This is a genomic window from Janthinobacterium sp. GW823-FHT01H08 (assembly GCF_058797855.1).
In genome coordinates, this window is the sequence record NZ_CM179504.1 from 911,600 (window position 1) to 931,445 (window position 19,846).

Here is a 19,846-nt window from a genome sequence, read left to right on the forward strand (position 1 = left end):
AGAAAGAAATTATGCTAGCAACGGACTCCGCACTGGTGCTCTTTAGCGGTGGACAAGATTCCACCACCTGCCTGGCCTGGGCTCTCAAGCACTATAGCCGCGTCGAAACCATCGGTTTTGACTATGGACAGCGCCATGCGATCGAGCTGACCGTGCGTCCCGGCGTGCTCGAGCAGATGCGCCGGCAGTCGCCCGAGTGGGACAGCCGCCTGGGCCAGGACCACATGATCGATTTGTCCCTGATTTCCGCCATTTCCGATACGGCCATGACGCAGAACGTCGAGATCGTCATGCAGGAAAACGGCTTGCCGAACACCTTCGTGCCCGGCCGCAACTTGCTGTTCATGACGGTGGCCGCCACCGTGGCCTACCGCCGCGGCTTGACGGTGCTGGTGGGTGGCATGTGCGAGACGGATTTTTCCGGCTACCCGGATTGCCGCGACGACACAATGAAGGCGCTGCAAGTGGCCCTGAACCTGGGCATGAATACGCGCCTGAAGCTGGAAACGCCGCTGATGTGGCTGGACAAGGCGCAAAGCTGGGACCTGGCGGAAGACCTGGGCGGCCAGCCGCTGGTCGACCTGATCCGCAGCGGCACGCACACCTGCTACCTGGGCGAGCGGGGCGAATTGCACGACTGGGGCTACGGCTGCGGCACTTGCCCCGCCTGCGCCCTGCGCGCGAACGGTTACCAGCAATATGCGGCGAGGAAGGCGGCGAAACCGGCCCTGAAATAATCAGTTTGCGCCGTTTCTTCAAGCGGCGCGGCAGGGGGACAAGCCATGCTGTGGTTTTTGCCACAGGAGCGCCTTGCCATGACATCCCTCTTTGCCGCGCTGTACGGCCCCGTCTTCTGGGCCGGCTTCATCGGCGCCGCCGCTTGCCTGATCGCGGTGTGCCACTATTCCCTCTGGGTCTTGCCGCCCTTGCTGCTGCTGGCCCTGCTCACGTCCTTTCTTGCCGAACGCTACCTGCCGTATGACGGCGCGTGGAACCATGCGCACGGCGACGGCTGGCGCGATGTCGTGCATGCGCTCGTCAACGAGGCGCTGTACCTGCTGGGCCTGGCTGCCTTTCCCTTGCTGGCAGGGCACCTGGCGCTGGGCGCATTCTGGCCAGTCCAGCTGCCGTTCTGGGCGCAACTGCTGCTGGCCATCCTCATCGCCGACTGCGGCATTACCCTGGTGCATTACCTGAGTCATCATTATTACTTTCTGTGGAAACTGCATGCCGTGCACCACAGCGTGCAGCGCCTGTATGGTTTCAATGGCTGGATGAAACACCCGCTGCATCTGCTGCTGGAAGCGGCGGGCGGCATGCTGCCCTTATTGCTGCTGGGCATACCTGAGCGTGTCATGGCCGTGCTGGCGTTTGCCGTAGCGATCCAGCTGTTGCTGCAGCACGCGAATGTCGACATGCGCATGGGGCCGCTGCGCCACGTGTTTGCCTGGGCGCCGCTGCACCGTTTTCATCACATGAAATACGGCACGGCCGGCGACGTGAATTTCGGCCTGTTTTTTACGTGCTGGGACCGCCTGCTGGGCACCTGTTTCGACGCCCCGGGCTACCGCATGCGGAGCGAGGACCTGGGCATCGGCAGCCGGCCCGATTACCCCGTCGCATATGGGGCGCAATTGATCGAGCCGTTCCGCGCGGAAGAGGGCGTGCGCGCGCCCGAGCTGCCGGCCGGCTTGCGCCACGGGTCGTAGCCGGCAGGTCAATCGAGCAGCTTGACGTCGAGCTGGCGCAAGCTGCGGTCGGCGCGCACGCCGAACAGGCTGCGCATGGTGCGCGAAAAATGCGCGGCATCGGCAAAGCCGGCGCCGTGGGCCGCGTCCGTCAGAGTGCTGCCGAGCAAGATGAAACGGATGGCCAGGCGCAAGCGGCGCCACAGCACCAGCCGCCGCACGGGCAAGCCCAGCTGGGCGCTGAACAGGCGTTCCAGCTGGCTCAGCGACAAATGCGCGGCCCCGGCCACGGCGGCCGCGCTGACCTTGCCCGACAACAATATGTCGACCTGCTCCAGCGCGCGCCGCACGCGGGCGTCGGACAGGATTTCCCGGGGCTGGGCCTGCAGGGCGGCGGCGATGCCGTCCAGGGTGGGAGCGCCTGCGCCGCCGGCGGCCGCCAGCAAGGCGTCACCGCCCAGGCGCTGCGGTTCCGCATAGATGGTCAGCATGGGCGCCGGTGCGGCGACGATGGCGTGCGTGCGCAGGCTTTCGACCAGCAAGTGCCGCGCTGTGTGGACGATGCCGTCGAGCTCGACCGTGAAGGGCGCTCCCGTGCTCAGCATCAGTTGGTGCGCATAATGGGCGTGGCTGTCCGTGGCGCCCGCTGCGCCATGCAAGATGGCAAAATCCGGCGCCAGCCACAGTGTTCCCTGCCAGCTATCGTGCTGCAAACGCGGCTCCCTGATGATGGATGACGGGGCGATCATAGCAGCCGGCGGGAATGGTTTTCATGGCATTGAATTTTCCTGGAGTACACATCATTGCATCGATGAAATATGTGGTCTTTTTAATACAATATTCGGCATTGCAAGGCCGCCCGCTGTAACGTACTATCATTCTCATCGACTACCGATGGTAATCGTGCAGCCCGCTGCCAGCCATGTTGCCGGCAGTGTCGCGGTTTGATGTCGTCCTGCCTGTCAGCCTGCCATGTCTACACGCGCGTCTTCGTCGTGGTTTTCCCGGCCAGTGTCGCACTGGGTGGGGCCGCGCGCCTTGGCCACGCTGGTGCTGGCGCTGTGCCTGGGATTGACGTATGGCGCCTGGCGCAATGCCCACGACGCCAGCGAACAGCAGGTGCAGGCTGATTTCGATTTCCGCGTGCGCGAACTGGTGAACAACATCGCCGGCCGCATGCGGACCTATATCCAGGTGCTGCACGGGGTGCAGGGACTGTATGCCAGTTCGCAGGAAGTCACGCGCCGCGAATTCCATGCCTATCTGGCGGTGCAGCAGGTCGACCGAAACTTTCCCGGCATTCACGGCATCGGCTACCTGCCGCTGGTGCCCGGCGCCGCCCTGGCGCGGCACGAGGCCAGCGTACGCGCGGAAGGCTATCCCGGCTATGCCGTGCGTCCACAAGGCCAGCGGGTCTGGCATGCGCCCATCACGTATCTGGAACCTTTAAGCGACAGCAACCTGCTAGCCTTCGGCTATGACATCTGGTCCGAATCCGTGCGCCGCACCGCGCTCGAGCAGGCGCGCGACACGGGCCAGGCCGCCATGACAGGCAAGATACACCTGGTGCAGGATGGCGGCAGCGACCAGGCGCATGGTTTCCTGGTTGTGCTGCCCGTGTATGACAACGGCTTGCCGCATGCCAGCGTGGAGCAGCGGCGCGCCGCCTTGCGCGCCTGGGTGTTTGCGCCGTTCCGCATGGGCGACCTGATGGCGGGCGTGGGCGGCGAGGCGGCGCGCCAGCTGGACCTGGAAATCTATGACGGCGCGCAGCTGGCCGAGGCGGCCCTGATGTACGACAGCCTGCCGGGCGGCTTGTCCTCTGCCGCCTCGGACAGCCTGTTATCGCGGCAAGTCATCACCATCGCCGGCCGGCCGTGGACCTTGCGCGTGCGCGCCATGCCGGGCTTCGATGGCGAGCTGCTGGCGCGGCCGCGCCTGGTGGCCTGGACCGGTTTGCTGGCCAGCATCGTGCTGGCGCTGGCGGCCTGGCTGCTGGCGGCGGGCCGCGCCCGCGCCCAGGCGGCGCTGGCGCGCTCGAGCGAGCTGGCCGGCCAGCTCGAGCAGGGGCAGGCGAGCGTGCTGGCGATGGCCGAGGCGGCGCAACGGAGCCAGGCCATGCTGCGCAGCATCCTCGATTCGACCATCGACGGCATTCTGGTCGACAATATCAATGGCCGCATCTTTACCTCGAACCGGCGTTTCCGCGACCTGTGGCAAGTGCCCGACGCGCTCGACTGGCAAGCCGATGGCGCGGCGCTGGTGCGGCATGTGGAAGGCCTGCTGGAGCAGGCGGCGCCTTTCCTTGGAGCACGCGCCCATGCGCCGCACGGCCACCGCGAGCGGCGCGACGTGCTGCACCTGCGCGATGGACGGGTGGTCGAACAATATGTGCGCAGCATGCAGTTGGGCAATGAGCAGGCGCGCCTGTGGACCTTCCGCGATATCAGCGAGCGCAGCCAGATGGAGCGGCGCGAGCATACGCGGCGGCAAGTGCTGGAAATGCTGGCCACGGGCGCGCCGCTGGAACGGGTGCTGGAAAGCGTGGTGCTCAGCGTGCAAGCCGACCATCCCGCCATGCTGTGCAGCATCTTGCTGCTCGATGAAAGCCGCCACCGCCTGGTGCTGGGCGCGGCGCCGAGCTTGCCCGCGTTTTTCAACCTGTCCAGCCATGGCCACGACCTCGACACCCTGCAGGGCGTGCATGGCATCGCCGCGCAAGCCGTGCGCGACGGCCAGCGCGTGATCGTGGGCGACCTGCATGCCAATGTGCAGGAAACGATGGAACTGGCGTACCGGGCCCAGCTGCAATCATGCTGGGCCGAGCCCGTGCGTGGCGGCTCGGGCAAGCTGCTCGGCGTGCTGATGGCATATCACCGCCAGCCGACCTTGCCGGGCGCGGCGCATCTGGCGCGGCTCAGCGAGGCGGCGCACCTGGCCGGCATGGCCATCGAACAGGCGCAGGTGGCGCTGGCCCTGCGCGCCGGCGAAGCGCGTTTCCGCAGCCTGTACGACCATGCGCCCGTGGCCCTGTGGGAACAGGACTGGTCGGCCGTGCGCGCCGCGCTCGACGCGCTCGAGCAGGCGGGCGTGCGCGACCTGGGCGCCCACTTCCAGGCCAATCCGGATGCGCTGCGGAAGCTGGCGGGCCTGGTGCGCATCATCGATGCGAACGGCGCCGCGCTGGCGCAGGTACGCGCCAACGAGGACGACCAGCGCCGCGGCGCGCTGAGCCTGGCACAGAATTTCGATGACAGCGCCTTGCCCCGTTTCGGCGATGCGTTGCTGGCGCTGGCTGGCGGCGCCCACCTGTACGAGTGCGAAAGCAGCTTCGTGCGTCTCGACGGCGCGGCGCGGCAAAATGAATTGAGCCTGCTGGTGATGCCCGGGCATGCGGACAGCCTCGATTTCGTCATGGTGTCTTCGCTCGATATCACCGAGCGCAAGCGCATGAACGCGGAACTGCTGCAGCTGGCCACCACGGATTTCCTGACCGGCTTGCCGAACCGCCGCCACTTCATGGCGTCGCTGGAAAACGAACATGCCCGCTTGCAGCGCGAGCTGGCCAGCTGCGCCAGCGTGCTGATGCTCGACATCGATCACTTCAAGCGCGTCAACGACGAGCATGGCCACGCCGTGGGCGATGCCGTGCTGCGCCACCTGGGCGCGCTGATGTGCCAGGCGCTGCGCAAGGTCGACGTGCCGGGCCGCGTGGGCGGCGAGGAATTCGCCATCTTGCTGCCGGGCACGGATCTGAGCGCCGCCGCCGTGTTTGCCGAACGGCTGCGCCGGCGCGTGGCGGAAAGTTCGCTGACCATCGATGGCGGCATTGTGCTCACCATCACGGTGAGCATCGGCATGGCCGCCATGGTCGGTACCGATGCCGATTGCGACGCCGTGCTGGCGCGCGCCGACGAGGCGCTGTACCGGGCCAAGCGGGGCGGGCGCAACCGCATCGAACAGAATGACGGCGGCGGCGACGGCGTGCTCAGCAAGTTCATGGCGCAGTGATTACAGGCTGTGCTGACGCGTCTGCGCCTGCTTGCGGTTGCGGCTGACGATCAGCCAGACGATGGCGACGGGAATCAAGAGCGGCAGCAGCACGGGCGTGCTCAGCGCCAGTGCCAGCGCCACGCACAGGGCCACGACGGCGATCAGCACCACGCCCACGCCGGCCAGTACCACGCCCGTGACGACGGCGCCGCACACCAGCGCAATGGCGGCGATCAGCAAGCCGCCGCCGGCAAACACCAGGCCGAACAGCCACTCCAGCGGTCCGTCGATCTCGTCGCCGTTGAGCTGCATGTGCATGTCGCTGCCGCCGATCTTGTCGAGGAACAGGCAGGCGAGCATGACGATGAGGACGAAGGTGAGCAATTTTTTCATGGTAAGCCTCGCTGTGTGGGTGATGGGGTATTGCATGGTCACACTGTAGGCGCGCGCCCCGCTTGCCGCCAGCGGCGTGCGACAGGCCGTCATTTTCACGGTATGGAAGGCGCTGGCGGCCAGAAAACACTGATTTGGAACAAGATTTCTTTTCTTGTAATGTGCGCAAGCCGTCCTATACTGAACACCTCAGTCTCGCAAGGAGGGCAACATGCTTTTGTTTGCAGATACCGGGGATCAATCGCTATCCCTTTTTCACCATCGAACCACGCGCCAGCGTAGCGCCACGCAGTCCTGCGCCGAGCCTGTCGGCGCGCCATCGGCGATACCGCCGATCATCATCAATCCTTTTAATTATCATGCGCCGCTGCCGGCCATCGACCCGCGCTGGATACCGCCCGGCCCGCCGCTGACCTGGCCCAACCGGCCTGCCATGTCCATGTGCTGACAGTTGCCTGGGAAGATGCCGGACGGAAGCGTTGAAGGTTCACCGTTGCCGCCGGCAAGGCGGCACGGGCGGGCGTTTTCGACTATCATGCTAGCCCCGACCTTCCATCACGAGCACCGCCATGAGTACCGATTTCCCCGACTTTCCCGACGAAGCAGCCGAGCAGGACAATGACGCCCCGATCCAGGAGCCGCGCCTGTGGGTAGGCAATGGCTGGACGGCGCGCGTGATCAAGAACGAGGAAGATGAAGGCTGGGCCGTGGCCATGATCAAGGATGGCGAACCGGAGCCGGCCCTCGTGGGCCCGTGGACCATGGGCCGCGACAAGAAAAACCCGAAGCCGCTCGACGTCAACGCCTTCAACACGCTGGTCAAGACGGCGTCCGAGGTGCTGCGCCGCCACGAGCAGCAGCTGCATGCGCAACTGCACAAGAACCTGTTCGTCGCCACCGACGAGGGGCAGATCAAGGTGATGTTCGACATCGTGCCCGACGAAGACCACCCGTACGCGGAACTGAGCGCCTACGACGCCGACGGCGAACAGATCGCCAAGGTGCGCACCTCGGCCGCGTTCAAGTTCAACGCCACGTCCGCCGCGAACTGGATCGAAGGCGGCTACCGCCGGCCCTAAGCTGCATATTGTTGGCGCCGATGCTGGTGTCGGATGACGCTCCTTCGGAGCTAATCCGACCTGCGTCCGCGGAACCGACGCATGGCCAGGCGGGTCGGATCAGGCCTGCAAGGCCGTCATCCGACGTTACCGCCAGCGTCAACAATGTGTCGGATGACGCTCCTTCGGAGCTAATCCGACCTGCGTCCGCGGAACCGACGCATGGACAGGTAGGTCGGATCAGGCCTGAAAGGCCGTCATCCGACGTTACCGCCAGCGTCAACAATGTGTCGGATGACGCTCCTTCGGAGCTAATCCGACCTACGCCCGCGGAATCGACGCATGGCCAGGTAGGTCGGATCAGGCCTGCAAGGCCGTCATCCGACGTCACCAGCAGCGTCAACAATGTGTCGGATGACGCTCCTTCGGAGCTAATCCGACCTGCGTCCGCGGAACCGACGCATGGACAGGTAGGTCGGATCAGGCCTGCAAGGCCGTCATCCGACGTTACCGCCAGCGTCAACAATGTGTCGGATGACGCGCTTGCGACCTCGGCGGCCCCCGCTAATCCGACCTGCCTCTTACGGCATACACCAGCCGGTACAACAGCGGCAGCACCAGCAGCGTCAATGCCGTCGACGATAAAATGCCGCCGATCACCACGGTGGCCAGCGGACGCTGCACTTCGGCGCCCGTGCCCGTGGCAATGGCCATCGGCACGAAGCCGAGCGATGCCACCAGCGCCGTCATCAAGACGGGCCGCAAACGCGTGATGGCCCCCTCGCGTATCGCATCCTGCAAGGGCATGCCCTGTTCGCGCAGCTGGCGGATGTAGGCGATCATCACCAGGCCGTTCAGCACGGCCACGCCGGACAGGGCGATGAAACCGACAGCTGCCGAGATCGACATGGGAATGTCGCGCAGCCACAGGGCGACGATGCCGCCCGTCAAGGCGAACGGGATGCCGCTGAAGACCAATAGCCCATCCTTCACGTTGCCGAACATGGCGAACAGCAACACAAACACGAGCGCCAGCGCCACGGGCACCACCAGTTCCAGGCGTTTCGTGGCCGATTGCAGCTGCTCGAACTGGCCGCCCCAGCTGGTCCAGTAGCCTGCCGGAATAGCCACCTGCGATTGCAACTGCTGCGTGGCGTCGGCCACGAAGGAGCCGATATCGCGCCCGCGCACGTTGGCGCTGATGACGATGCGGCGCTTGCCGTCTTCGCGGCTGATCTGGTTCGGCCCCGGCGCCACTTGCAGGCTGGCCACTTCACCGAGCGGGATGAAGCGGGCACGGCCTTCCGCCGCCGCGCCCAGGGGCAGGGCGATGGGCAGGCGTTTGAGTTGCTCCAGGTCGCTGCGCAGGCTGTCGGGCAGGCGCACGACGATGTCGAAGCGGCGGTCGCCCTGGAACAGGGTGCCCGCCTCTTGCCCGCCGATGGCCGTGGCGATCGCCGCTTGCACGTCGGCAATATTGAGGCCGTAGCGGGCCGTCTGCTCGCGGTCGATCTGCACCGTCAGCATGGGCAGGCCCGTGGTCTGCTCGACTTTTACCTCTGTTGCGCCCGGTATCTTGCCCAGCACGCCCGCAATCTTCGCCGCCGTGCTGTCGAGCACGCTCATATCGTCGCCGAACAGTTTCACGGCCACGTCGCTGCGCACGCCGGAAATCAGTTCATTGAAGCGCAGCTGGATCGGCTGCGAAAACTCATAGTTATTGCCCGGCAAGCTCGTGGCCGTCGCTTCGATTTCCGCCAGCAATTGCTCGCGCGACTTCTTCGGTTCCGGCCATGCGTCGCGGGGTTTCAGCATGATGTAACCGTCGGAGATATTCGGCGGCATGGGGTCAGAGGCGATCTCGGCCGTTCCAGTGCGGGCGAACACGCGCGCGATTTCCTTGTGGTTTGCCATCAGCTTGCTTTCCAGCTGCTGCTGCATGGCCAGCGATTGCGTCAAGCTGGTGCCGGGGATGCGCAGGGCCTGGATGGCGATGTCGCCCTCGTTCAGGCTGGGCACGAATTCGCTGCCCATGCGCGTGGCCAGCAAGCCGGACAGCACGACGGCTACCGCCGCGCCCGTCAACACGACGGGCGTGTTGCGCATCACCTGGTCCAGCAGCGGCGCATACCAGCGCTTGGCGGCGCGCATGATGGCGTTTTCCTTCTCCGCCACCTTGTCGCCGATAAACAGCGCGACGGCGGCGGGAATGAAGGTGATCGACAGCAGCATGGCACCGAGCAAGGCAATCACCACCGTCAGGGCCATCGGCGTAAACATGCGGCCCTCCACGCCCGTCAGCGCGAAGATGGGCAGGTACACGACCATGATGATCAGCTGCCCGTACAGCAGGGGCCGGCGCGCCTCTTGCGATGCCGCAAACACTTCATGAAAACGTTCCTGCAAGGTCAGCGGCCGTCCCAGTTTCTGCTGCGCATGGGCCAGGCGACGCACGCAGTTTTCCACGATCACCACGGCGCCATCGATGATGATGCCGAAATCGAGCGCCCCCAGACTCATCAGGTTGGCGCTCACATGGTATTGCACCATGCCCGTAAACGTGAACAGCATGGCCAGCGGAATCACCATGGCCGTGATGACGGCCGCACGGATATTGCCGAGGAACAAAAACAGGATGGCGATCACCAGCACGGCGCCTTCGAGCAGGTTTTTCTTCACCGTATTGATGGCCTTGTCGACCAGCACCGTGCGGTCATACACGGTGACGGCGTGCACGCCTTTCGGCAGGCTGCGGTTGATCTCGATCATCTTTTTATCGACGGCTTGCGACACGGCGCGGCTGTTCTGCCCGATCAGCATGAAGACGGTGCCGAGCACCACTTCGCGGCCGTTTTCCGTGGCCGCGCCCGTGCGCAGCTCGCGCCCCAGCACCACGTCGGCCACGTCGCGGATGCGGATGGCCACGCCCTGCACATTGGCGACGACGATGTTGCCGATGTCATCCTTGGACGCCACCTGGCCCGGCGCGCGTATCAGCAACTGCTCGCCCTGCCGTTCGATGTAGCCGGCGCCCACGTTGCTGTTGTTGCGCTCGAGCGCCGTCACCACGTCTTGCAGGCTGATGCCGTAGGCGGCCAGTTTTTCCGGATACGGCGCCACCTGGTATTGCTTGGCGTAGCCGCCGATGGCGTTGATTTCCGTGACACCCGTGACATTGCGCAACTGCGGCTTGATGATCCAGTCCTGGATTTCGCGCAAGTCCGTCGGCGTGTAGGGCGTGCCGTCCGGCTTTTTCGCGCCGCTTTCCGTTTCCACCGTCCACAAATAGATTTCACCGAGGCCCGTGGAGACGGGCCCCATCTTCGGCGTGATGCCGGCCGGTAAGCTTTCCTTCGCTTCCTGCAAGCGCTCGTTGATCATCTGGCGGGCAAAATAGATGTCCGTGCCATCCTTGAAGATCACGGTCACCTGCGACAGGCCATAGCGCGACAGCGAGCGCGTCTGTTCCAGGTTCGGCAAGCCGGCCATGGCCGTCTCGATGGGGAACGTCACGCGCTGTTCGGTTTCCAGCGGCGAATAGCCGGCGGACTGGGTATTGATTTGCACCTGCACGTTGGTGATGTCGGGCACGGCGTCGATGGGCAGCTTTTGATAGCTATAGATGCCCAGGCCGGCCATCGCGGCCACGGCCAGCATCACCAGCCAGCGCTGGTCGATGGCGAAGCGGATCAAGCGTTCAAACATGATGGTTTCCTTAGCTTTGACGTGATCAATGTTCGTGGCCGGCAGAATCTTTGCCCAGCTCGGACTTCAGGACAAAACTGCCTTGCGCCGCGTACGGCGTGCCGGCGGCCAGGCCCTGCTTGATGTGCGTCAGATTGCCATCGCTGCGGCCCAGCACCACGGGCGTGGCCTGGTAGCCGTCCTTGATCTGCACGAAGACGACGGGCTTGTCTTCCACCGTCTGGATGGCCGTGCTGTGCACGGTGACGGGCGCGTCCGCTTCACCGGACACCACTTCCACCGTGACGAACAGGCCCGGGCGCCAGGCCATGTCCGGGTTCTGCAAGCTGATGCGTGCCTTGGCCGTGCGCGTCTGCTCGCCCAGCAGTGCGCCCACGTAGGTGATCGTGCCTTGCGCGCTGGCATCGAAAGCGCTGGCTTTCACCTCCGCCTTGCCTCCCATGCGCACGGTGGCCAGGTCTTTCGCCGGCACGGCGATTTCCGCCCACACGGTCGACAGGTCGGAAATAACGAAGATGTTCGCGTCTTCCTTGACGGCTTCGCCCAGGGTGATGTGTTTTTCCAGCACCATGCCGTCGAACGGCGCGCGGATCTCGTAGCGGTTCAGCGGCCCTTTGCTGGCCCCGGTCCCGGCGCCGCTGGCGCCCAGCGCGCTGAGTTTTTGCTGCGCATTCTGCACGGCGATTTCCGCCTCGCGCCACGCCTGCTGCGCCTGCAGGTAATCCTGTTCGGCCGAAATTTTCTCGCGCCACAGTTTTTCTTCGCGCTCGTATGTAGAGCGGGCCAGGGAGAGCCGCCGCTGCGCCGACAGCAGCGCGCTGCGCTGTTCCGACAGTTCCGTGCTGGCGATGACGGCCAGCACTTGCCCCTTTTTCACCAGCTGGCCCAGGTCCGCCTGCACGGCTTCCACCACGCCGGCCAGACGGGGCACGACGTGGGCCGTGCGGTCTTCATTGAAACGGATTTCGCCGGGCAGGGCGACCGTCGTCTTGATGCGGCCGGGCGCGGCCGTGGCGATGACGACGCCGGCTGCCTTGCTTTGCGCCGCCGTCAATTCCAGCCTGCCTTCCACCTCTTCGTGGCCGTGTTCGTCTTTCTTTTCAGCGTGGGCTTCCGCCTTGGCGGCGGCGGGCGGCGCGGTCCTGGAATTGCCCGTGCCCAGGATGAGGATGGCCAGCACGATGCCGGCGGCCGCGATGGAGGCGATGGCGATCGCCTGCTTTTTGTTCAGTGTGATGTTCATGGAAGGTATTCCTTACAGGGGAGCTGGTGTGCCCAGCAGGCGCTCGATCTCGGCGGCGGCGTGCTGCGCTTCCGTCAGCGCGCGCAGGTATTGGTTTTTGGCTTGCAGCAAGGTGCGCTGGGCATCGAGCACGTCGAGGAAGGCGAACTTGCCGAACTCAAAGCCCTTGCTGGCCGCGTCGTAGGCGCTTTGCGCGCCGGGCAAGATATCCAGGCGCAAGCTTTCCACGTCGAGCCGGGCCGTGGCCAGGCGTTCGCTGGCGGCGGCCACGTCCGTCTGCACGGCGATGCGGGCGGCGGCCAGCTCGTCGCTGGCCTTGTCGCTGCGGCGCAAGGCGTCGAGCTTGTTGCCGGCATTGCGGTCGAACAACGGCAGCGGCAAGGCCAGGCCGATGATGGCCTGGTTGCGGCCCAGTTCTTCCGAGCGCTTCATGCCGATGCTGAGCGTGACGTCGGGCGTGGCGCGACGCTGTTCCACGTCCAGCATGGCTTGCCGTTGCGCCAGTGCGCTGCGCGCCTGGCGCACGGCCGGCGCCTGCTCCAGCCGTGCCGCCAGTTCGCTGCGTGGCGGCAGCTCGGGCAAGGTTTCCAGCCGGCCCTCGGCTACGCTAAAGCGGGGCGCGGCATTGCCCCACAGGGCGGCCAGGCGCTTGCGGGCGCTGGTCAGCGTGCTGCGGGCCAGGTTCAGTTCCAGCCGCACGCTCGCTTCGGCAACCCTGGCGCGGGTTTCCTCGACAGGGGAGGCCTTGCCGGCCGTCACCCGGCGCGCCGTGATGTCGCTGGCGCGCGCGGCCAGGGCTTGCGCGCTGTCGGCCAGGCGCAAGCCTTCCTGCGCCGCCAGCACGTCGACAAAGGCGGTGGTCACTAGCGCGCGCGTGTCGGCTTGCTGCAGTGACAGGCCGGCCTGCGCCAGTTCCTGGCCCTGCTGCGCGACGGCGGCGCGCGCACCCCGCTTGCCGCCCAGTTCTATGAGCTGGTTCAGTTGCACGGTGGTGCTGCGCGCGCCGCGCCGCGTGTCTTCCAGCACGGTTTGCAGTTCCGGGTTGGGCAGGGCGCGCGCCTGCTGCAGGGCGCCGCCCTGGGCCGCCAGTTCATGGCGGGCGGCCGACAGGGTGGCGTTGCCGTCTTCGGCCAGCAGCAGCGCGGCGGGCAGGGTCAGGGGACCGGCGGGTTCCGCAGGTGTTTGCGCGTGCGCAAAGTTGCCGGCCAGTAGGCCAGCGGAAAGTAACAAGATGATTTGGTACATCGAATTCTCCAGGGAATGGAAAAAGAATTCGACGGGACGCGCAGGCTGGCGCCTGCTTTAGTCAGGCCCGCATATTGCGATCAGTGAAAGAAACGTCCCGTCGGCCTAGATGGCCGACGACCAGTCAGGGCGCTTGGGAGCGTCCGGGATGTGGGAAGCGTAAAAGAAGGGGGACGTGTCCGCGTTGACGGACGCCATGTCGCCGACGGGCAGGCTGGAGCCGGCCGGCAGCCATGCGTGGCCGATGCCATGGCAGACATTGCAATCGCTGTGCGGCTGGCCTTTTTTCTGCTGCTCAGCTTTATCGCCGGCGGGTTTTTTGTCCGCATCGGCCTTGTGCTGGTGGCTGTGGTGGCCCAGGTGCTGCGCCGCCTTGCCTTCCTCGTGCAGGCAATACGCGCTCGCCGCGGCCCAGGACATCTGGAGCGGAAGCACGAACAGCAGCAAAATGAGGAAGAATCGTCGCATGGTGACGCCTATTGTACAGAAAGTAGCGCTTAGCGTGGCTGGGCGCGCCACGCCTTCAGCTGCGCGGCGATGGCCTTGCCCTGGAATAGCTGCGGCTCGGAATGCTCTTCCGCCTCCATGCCGCCTTCGAGGAAATCGGCCGCCTCGCGCGCCTGCACCAGCACCTTGGCCTTGTCGAAGGCCTCGGCAAAGCCGGCGCTCTTGGGCAAGGCTTCCTTGAAATACGCTTCGCTGAAGTAAGTAAAATCGTTCTGGTCGTCGCAGCCGAACGAGGTGCGGTCGCTGCGCGCGGCCGTGATGATGAGGGTGTTGTCATCTCTCAAAGGCGCAATGAAGCCGCCCGCGTAGCAGGCCGAGATCACGATGACTTTCCAGCGGATGCCGCTGTGCTTGAGCATGCCCGCCAGCTCTTGCGCGGGCAGGCTGTGCAAGTCCATGCCGTTTTGCGCCAGCGCCAGTTCGTGCTCGGGCGAGCCGTGGCTGGTGAGGAATAAAAACAGGATGTCGTTGGCCTTGTCCATCTTCGCGCCCAGGGCGTCGAGGCTGGCGGCGATGCTGGTGCGCGTGGCCATCGGCTGCTGCGCCACCGTGTTGCGGCTATTGACGAGCATCAAGGAGCGGCCCACGGTGCCGTAATCGCGGTCGAACTGGCGCTGCACGAAGGCTGTTTCGCGGTGAAACACTTCCTGCGCGCCATCGCCGGCCACGCCCAGCAGGTACAGATTGATCTTTTTCGCCGCATCGCGCGGCGCGATCCGGGCCAGGGCGCCGTCGAGCAGGCTGCGCTGGTTGTACAGGGCCAGCTCGATATTGTCGCGCGTGAGCTTGTCTGCGGCCGGGTCGTCCAGCTGGCCTTCCGTCCAGTTGCCGCTGTCTTCGCGCCGGCCGTCCGCCTGCGCCACGGCATAGCGCAGCACGCCCTTGCCGTCGAACTGGCCATTCTTGAAGCCGCCCCGGTATTCGTCGCCGTCGGCCGTGCGCAGCACGCCTTCGCCCTCGAATTTCCAGTCTTTCAGCTCGCCTTCATAATGGATGCCGTCGCTGGTGGTGACCTTCGCCTTGCCCTGCACCTGGCCCTGGACGAATTCGCCTTCGAAGACGGTGCCGTCCGTGTCGGTCAGCTTGCCGGCGCCGTGCGGGCGCCAGTGCTTGAAATGGCCCTCGAAGGTGGCGCCGTCGGCGCCCTGGAAGCGGCCTTGCCCCTCGAAGCTGCCGTTGACGAAGCTGCCCGCATAGATTTCGCCCTTGGGCGAGGTGTAGCGGCCGATGCCGTCGAAGGCGCCCTGGCGGAAGGCGCCCGTGTATTCGACGCCGGACGCCTGGCGCAGCTTGCCCTGGCCGGAAAACACGCCGCGCGCGAAGCCCCCTTCGTAAAACGCGCCGCTCGCGTATTCGAGCCGGCCCTGGCCGTGCATCTTGCCCGCGACGAGGGGACCGAAATAGCGTCCGCCATCGGCCGTTTCCGCCGCCGGCGCCTTGGCTGGCGCGGCGCACAATGGCGGCATGCCCAGCGCGGCAAAGGCCAGCAGGCCGGCGAGGGTGTAGGGGCGAAGCGAGGCGCGTAGCGTGGCAGTCATGAGGACGGTCTGGTCTGTAGGAAGGGGCCTAGTCTGCCACTGTATCGGCCAGGTGGCAAATGCGCGCGTGGCGAGTGTTGCTATCGCTCAAGGCAAGATTCTGCGTTTTATGCCGTGCCAAGGCTGGGCTGAACTGATAATATTGATTTTCAGAACATATACTTGCACAAGGTACATAGTCACCCATGGAAAGCCGTCTCAGCCGCCTGGAAGCCGTTCAAACCGTGTTGCTGGAAATCGGGCAGCGCTCGAGCACCTGCAGCGATATCAGCGAATTCCTGCAGGCGGTGCATGCGGCGCTGGGGCGCATCATGTATGCGGCGAACTTTTACGTGGCGCTCAGCGACCGCGACGACGGCCTCGTGCGCTTCCCGTATTTTGTCGACGAATTCGACGCCGCGCCCGATCCGGACGAGGGTGTGCGCCTGGCCAGCGCCGCGCAGTCGCCCACGGCATGGGTCATCGTCAACCGCAAGCAGCTGGTGATGACGGCCGACGACGACGCCATGCGCGCCATCGGCGGCGGCGCCTGGGGCGGCGGCACGGCGGCCGAGCACTGGATAGGCTGCCCGCTGCTGGACCAGCAGCACCAGGTGCTCGGCGCCATCGTCATCCAGAGCTACGACGCCCAGCACCGCTTCAGCCTGGAAGACCAGGCCCTGTTCGCGCTGATCGCCACGCACGTGTCGAGCGCCCTGCAAGGCATGCAAAGCATGGACCGGCTGGAAAAGGCGGTGCAGGAGCGCACGGCCCTGCTGGCGCACGAGGTGGCCGAGCGCCGGCGCGCGGAAAATCTGCAGCACGCGCTGTATGAAATTGCCAACCTGTCGGCGCAGGCGGCCGACGCGACGACCCTGTATGCGCGCCTGCACGCCATCATCAGCGAACTGGTGACGGCAAAGAATTTCCTCATCGCCCTGTACCACCCGGACAACAAGGACATCACGATCCCGTATTTCGTCGACGAGAAAGATGCGCAGGCGCCCGTAAAACGCTTTCATTACGGCATCGGCATGAGTTCCTATGTGCTGGCGCGCCGGCAGGCGTGCCTGCTGGATGCGGACAGCTATGCGGCGCTGGTGGCCAGCGGCGAGATGGACGAGCCGCTGGGCAATGTGGGCATCGCCAGCTGGATGGGCGCGCCCATGCTGCTGGGCGAGAGAAAGTATGGCGTGATCATCGTGCAAAGCTACGACGAATCCGTCGTGTATGGGCAGGCGGAACTGGACGTGCTGGCCTTCATGGCCAGCCATGTGGCCGTGGCGATGGCCCGCATCCAGGCCGACAGCGCCATGCGCCAGGCCAAGGAAGCGCTGGAAGAGCAGAATGCGGCCCTGAACAGCGCCTTGAGCGCCTTGCAGGAAGCGCAGTCGGAACTGGTGCGCCAGGAAAAGCTGGCATCCCTGGGACGCCTGGTGGCGGGCGTGGCGCATGAAATCAATACGCCGCTGGGCATCTGCGTGACGGCCACCAGCCACCTGGTGCAGGAATTGAAGCTCACGCGCGAAGACCTGGACGGCGGCCAGCTCGATGAAGACGGCTTGCGGCAATTTTTCGACATCATCGACCAGACCCTGCGCATCATGACGACCAACACGCAGCGCGCCGCGGCGCTGGTGCGCAGCTTCAAGCAGGTGGCCGTGGACCAGTCCTCGGATGAGCTGCGCAGCTTTAACTTGCGCAAATACCTCGATGAAATCCTGCTGTCCTTGCAACCCAAGCTCAAGGGCAAGCCGGTCAAGGTGGAGATCGATTGCGCGCCCGAGGTGCAACTGCGCAGCTATCCGGGCGCCGTCTCGCAGATCGTCACGAACATGGTGGTCAATTCACTGGTGCACGGCTTTGCGGAAGGCGAGCCGGGCAGGATCAAGATCAGTGCCAGGACGGCTGGCGACATGCTGGAACTCGACTACAGCGACGACGGCATGGGCATGGACAGCGCCACCCTGGGCCAGTTGTTCGATCCCTTCTTCACGACCAAGCGGGGCTCGGGCGGCAGCGGCCTCGGTGCGCACATCCTGTACAACCTGGTGACGGGGCCGCTGGGCGGGACGGTGAAGGTGGTCAGTGCGCCGGGGATGGGGTTGCATTACAAGATACGCTTTCCGCTGGAGCCACGTAGGTCGGATTAGCGGCAAGGCCGCGTAATCCGACGCCGGCGGCTAGGCTAAAAACGGCGGGCCGGAGACGCGGGCCTGAGAAAATGCCGATGGCGGCGTTGCGGCTCCTTGCCGTACATGCGTACTGTCTGCGTCGCCGCGCCTTGCCCTCGACATTTTTCAGGCTCGCTTGGCCCGGAATACCTGTGTTGGGGGCTTGGGCCGAGGCGTGTTTTGCTGGTGTGCAGATCGCGTAATCCGACAACACCGTTGGCGTGGCCGGTGGTGGTGTCGGATTACGGCCTGCGGCCTAATCCGACCTACGCCAGCTTTTTATCGGGGAAGCGTTAGTTCAAGGCATGCCACGTAGGTCGGATTAGCGGCAAGGCCGCGTAATCCGACACCACCGTTGGCGTGGCCGGTGGTGGTGTCGGATTACGGCCTGCGGCCTAATCCGACCTACGCCGGCTTTTAATCAGGGAAGCGTTGATTCAACGCCAGCCAGGTAGGTCGGATTAGCGGCAAGGCCGCGTAATCCGACACCACCGCCAGCTTTTAATCGGGGAAACGTTGATTCAGCGCCAGGGCCTCGTCCAGGTTCGCAATCAGCAACTCCACATACTGCGGGTCCAAATGGCTGCCGCTCACTTCGCGCAGGTAGCTGACCACGCGTTCCAATGGCCAGGCATCCTTGTAGCAGCGCTTGTGCATGAGGGCGTCGAAGACGTCGGCGACGGCGGCGATGCGCGCGTATTTGTGGATGTTTTCGCCCACCAGGCCTTGCGGGTAGCCGCTGCCGTCGAATTTTTCATGGTGCTGGTGGGCGATCACGGCGGCCGCCTTCAAGAGCGGGCGCTGCGAGCCGTCGAGGATGGACATGCCCACCGTCGGATGCTGCTTCATGATTTCCCACTCGGCCGCGTCGAGCTTGCCAGGTTTCAGCAGCACGGCATCGGGCGTGGAAATCTTGCCGATGTCGTGCATGGGCGCCGCGTGGCGCAGCACCATGGTTTCCTCTTCCGACATGCCGGAGGCCTGCGCCAGCAGCTGGCACACTTCGGCCATGCGGCGCACGTGGTTGCCGCCTTCGTGCGAGCGCGATTCGACCACGTCGCCCAGGCGCAGGATCAGCTCGGCCTGGGTGTCGGTGATTTCCTGCGTCAGCAGGATGTTGTCGAAAGCGATCGCCACGCCGGAACAAAATACTTCCAGCAATTGCGCGTCGAGGTCGGAAATCTCTTCCACGCCCTTGAGCACCAGCAGGGAGGCCTTGCCGCTGCTGTTGGGGAAATAGCCGACATAGGTGTCGCCATGCAGGCGCGAAATTTTATTGCTCTTGGCGTCGTCCAGCTGCGACAGCAGGGACGGGCTGAGGATGCCGCCATCGGCTTCATGGTCGCCGATCTGCGCGAGGATTTCATAGTCCTGCTCGCCCGTGATGGCGCTGGCGCCGCGCAGGCGCAGCAGCATGCTCGTTTCCAGGCGCAGCAGGGCGACGACTTGCTGCAGCAGGCCGCTGGCGAAGTCGCGCAGGTTGCGCTGTTTGAAAATGTGCGCCGAGGCGGCGATGACGCGCTCGAGGCCTTCGCGGTAGTGCAGCTGGGCCTGGCGCGCCTCTTCCACCTTCATGATGTCGCGGTAGGCGCGCAGGGCGGCAAAGGTGGTGGTAAACAGCTTGGTGCGGTCGAGCTCGGTTTTTTCCTTGTAGTCGTTGATGTCGTAGTTGACGATCACCCGTTCTTCCGGCGCCTGTCCCGGCTGCCCCGTGCGCAGCACGATGCGCGTAAACTGGTTGCCCAGGTCTTCGCGCATCCAGCGCGCCACCTCCAGGCCGCTGTCTTCGCGTTCCATCACCACGTCGAGGAAGACGAGCGCGATGCCTTCTTCGCGCGCCAGCACCTGCTTGGCCTCGGCGCCGCTGTACGCATGCACAAAGCTCAGGGCGCGGCCCTCGAGACGGAAACGGCTCAGCGTGAGTTCGGTGATGTCGTGGATGTCGGGTTCATCATCGACGAGCAGGACTTTCCAGGGAGGTAACTTGGGCGATGCAGATGACAAAAATGACATAAGGGCGAGTTCCGCTAAAAGGCATAACTGACGCAATGCTGAGACGCCCGCGCCAGGAATTCCTGTGCGCCATGACCGGCGTTGCGCGTTTTTCGGGCGCATTCTGTCGATTGTAGACCGACCGCTAAGTATTAACAATAAGCAAGAACAATTGACTAAAATCATGCAACACACGTGCTAAAAAAGCACTTTAAATCCATGCTGTCTACACTATCTATACTTTATCGCTTAGGCAACTATATTTTCAAGACAATACTTTGTTTTAATTAATATTGCTAATGAATCTGCAAAAAAATACGGCGTCTTTCCT

At 64.6% G+C, this 19,846-nt stretch carries 14 protein-coding genes; 6 read left to right on the top strand and 8 right to left on the bottom strand.

Annotated features, from left to right (window positions below; genetic code table 11):
* Positions 1 to 11: 11 nt before the first annotated feature.
* Together queC and AC3RCG_RS04070 are read left to right on the top strand one after the other, a co-directional pair.
* A complete protein-coding gene (gene queC / locus AC3RCG_RS04065; RefSeq protein WP_492404128.1) occupies positions 12 to 737 on the top strand; it encodes a 7-cyano-7-deazaguanine synthase QueC in 726 nt (241 codons plus the stop codon).
* A gap of 78 nt (positions 738 to 815) precedes the next feature.
* Complete coding sequence (locus AC3RCG_RS04070) at positions 816 to 1,709, top strand: sterol desaturase family protein (RefSeq protein WP_492404126.1); 894 nt, start codon at positions 816 to 818, stop codon at positions 1,707 to 1,709.
* Between the two features lie 8 nt (positions 1,710 to 1,717).
* Here the strand turns inward: AC3RCG_RS04070 and AC3RCG_RS04075 are convergent, their stop codons facing one another.
* Positions 1,718 to 2,401, bottom strand: coding sequence for a helix-turn-helix domain-containing protein (locus tag AC3RCG_RS04075; RefSeq protein ID WP_492404124.1), 684 nt, complete (start codon positions 2,399 to 2,401; stop codon positions 1,718 to 1,720).
* A gap of 259 nt (positions 2,402 to 2,660) precedes the next feature.
* Here AC3RCG_RS04075 and AC3RCG_RS04080 point away from each other — a divergent pair, with 259 nt between their 5' ends.
* Entirely contained in the window at positions 2,661 to 5,699 is a 3,039-nt protein-coding gene (locus tag AC3RCG_RS04080) for a sensor domain-containing diguanylate cyclase (protein ID WP_070312565.1), read from the top strand.
* Here the strand turns inward: AC3RCG_RS04080 and AC3RCG_RS04085 are convergent, their stop codons facing one another.
* Complete coding sequence (locus AC3RCG_RS04085; protein WP_099409218.1) at positions 5,700 to 6,074, bottom strand: hypothetical protein; 375 nt, start codon at positions 6,072 to 6,074, stop codon at positions 5,700 to 5,702.
* A 211-nt stretch (positions 6,075 to 6,285) separates the two neighbouring features.
* Here AC3RCG_RS04085 and AC3RCG_RS04090 point away from each other — a divergent pair, with 211 nt between their 5' ends.
* Together AC3RCG_RS04090 and AC3RCG_RS04095 are read left to right on the top strand one after the other, a co-directional pair.
* Positions 6,286 to 6,522: a hypothetical protein gene (locus AC3RCG_RS04090; protein WP_143449926.1), complete on the top strand. Its 237-nt coding sequence runs from the start codon at positions 6,286 to 6,288 to the stop codon at positions 6,520 to 6,522.
* A 121-nt stretch (positions 6,523 to 6,643) separates the two neighbouring features.
* On the top strand, positions 6,644 to 7,153 hold the full coding sequence (locus tag AC3RCG_RS04095) for a hypothetical protein (protein ID WP_492404121.1): 510 nt from the start codon (positions 6,644 to 6,646) through the stop codon (positions 7,151 to 7,153).
* 543 nt (positions 7,154 to 7,696) lie between these two features.
* Here AC3RCG_RS04095 and AC3RCG_RS04100 read toward each other — a convergent pair.
* The 5 genes from AC3RCG_RS04100 to AC3RCG_RS04120 form a co-directional block, all read right to left on the bottom strand.
* Complete coding sequence (locus tag AC3RCG_RS04100; RefSeq protein WP_492404119.1) at positions 7,697 to 10,837, bottom strand: efflux RND transporter permease subunit; 3,141 nt, start codon at positions 10,835 to 10,837, stop codon at positions 7,697 to 7,699.
* 25 nt (positions 10,838 to 10,862) lie between these two features.
* Positions 10,863 to 12,080, bottom strand: coding sequence for an efflux RND transporter periplasmic adaptor subunit (locus AC3RCG_RS04105; protein ID WP_492404117.1), 1,218 nt, complete (start codon positions 12,078 to 12,080; stop codon positions 10,863 to 10,865).
* Between the two features lie 12 nt (positions 12,081 to 12,092).
* Positions 12,093 to 13,325 carry a TolC family protein gene (locus AC3RCG_RS04110; protein WP_139143870.1) on the bottom strand — a complete coding sequence of 411 codons (1,233 nt, stop codon included), beginning with the start codon at positions 13,323 to 13,325 and terminating at the stop codon, positions 12,093 to 12,095.
* A 105-nt stretch (positions 13,326 to 13,430) separates the two neighbouring features.
* Positions 13,431 to 13,793 (bottom strand): cation efflux protein, CzcI family, encoded by a 363-nt coding sequence (gene czcI, locus AC3RCG_RS04115; protein WP_070217748.1) that lies wholly within the window; start codon positions 13,791 to 13,793, stop codon positions 13,431 to 13,433.
* Positions 13,794 to 13,822: 29 nt separating this feature from the next.
* Positions 13,823 to 15,370 (bottom strand): C13 family peptidase, encoded by a 1,548-nt coding sequence (locus AC3RCG_RS04120; protein ID WP_070217746.1) that lies wholly within the window; start codon positions 15,368 to 15,370, stop codon positions 13,823 to 13,825.
* Between the two features lie 185 nt (positions 15,371 to 15,555).
* Here AC3RCG_RS04120 and AC3RCG_RS04125 point away from each other — a divergent pair, with 185 nt between their 5' ends.
* Positions 15,556 to 17,502, top strand: a complete 1,947-nt coding sequence (locus AC3RCG_RS04125; RefSeq protein WP_070217744.1) for a GAF domain-containing sensor histidine kinase — start codon at positions 15,556 to 15,558, stop codon at positions 17,500 to 17,502.
* Between the two features lie 522 nt (positions 17,503 to 18,024).
* Here the strand turns inward: AC3RCG_RS04125 and AC3RCG_RS04130 are convergent.
* Positions 18,025 to 19,536, bottom strand: a complete 1,512-nt coding sequence (locus AC3RCG_RS04130) for a DUF3369 domain-containing protein (protein WP_070292411.1) — start codon at positions 19,534 to 19,536, stop codon at positions 18,025 to 18,027.
* Between the last annotated feature and the right edge of the window lie 310 nt (positions 19,537 to 19,846).

What these genes read in the sequence shown, in the direction of transcription:
- queC (WP_492404128.1), top strand. Translation starts at nt 12, where the DNA reads ATGCTAGCAACGGACTCCGCACTGGTGCTCTTTAGCGGTGGACAAGAT.
- AC3RCG_RS04105 (WP_492404117.1), bottom strand. Translation starts at nt 12,080, where the DNA reads ATGAACATCACACTGAACAAAAAGCAGGCGATCGCCATCGCCTCCATC.
- AC3RCG_RS04085 (WP_099409218.1), bottom strand. Translation starts at nt 6,074, where the DNA reads ATGAAAAAATTGCTCACCTTCGTCCTCATCGTCATGCTCGCCTGCCTG.
- AC3RCG_RS04120 (WP_070217746.1), bottom strand. Translation starts at nt 15,370, where the DNA reads ATGACTGCCACGCTACGCGCCTCGCTTCGCCCCTACACCCTCGCCGGC.
- AC3RCG_RS04090 (WP_143449926.1), top strand. Translation starts at nt 6,286, where the DNA reads ATGCTTTTGTTTGCAGATACCGGGGATCAATCGCTATCCCTTTTTCAC.
- czcI (WP_070217748.1), bottom strand. Translation starts at nt 13,793, where the DNA reads ATGCGACGATTCTTCCTCATTTTGCTGCTGTTCGTGCTTCCGCTCCAG.
- AC3RCG_RS04070 (WP_492404126.1), top strand. Translation starts at nt 816, where the DNA reads ATGACATCCCTCTTTGCCGCGCTGTACGGCCCCGTCTTCTGGGCCGGC.
- AC3RCG_RS04095 (WP_492404121.1), top strand. Translation starts at nt 6,644, where the DNA reads ATGAGTACCGATTTCCCCGACTTTCCCGACGAAGCAGCCGAGCAGGAC.
- AC3RCG_RS04125 (WP_070217744.1), top strand. Translation starts at nt 15,556, where the DNA reads ATGGAAAGCCGTCTCAGCCGCCTGGAAGCCGTTCAAACCGTGTTGCTG.
- AC3RCG_RS04110 (WP_139143870.1), bottom strand. Translation starts at nt 13,325, where the DNA reads ATGTACCAAATCATCTTGTTACTTTCCGCTGGCCTACTGGCCGGCAAC.
- AC3RCG_RS04080 (WP_070312565.1), top strand. Translation starts at nt 2,661, where the DNA reads ATGTCTACACGCGCGTCTTCGTCGTGGTTTTCCCGGCCAGTGTCGCAC.
- AC3RCG_RS04100 (WP_492404119.1), bottom strand. Translation starts at nt 10,837, where the DNA reads ATGTTTGAACGCTTGATCCGCTTCGCCATCGACCAGCGCTGGCTGGTG.
- AC3RCG_RS04130 (WP_070292411.1), bottom strand. Translation starts at nt 19,536, where the DNA reads ATGTCATTTTTGTCATCTGCATCGCCCAAGTTACCTCCCTGGAAAGTC.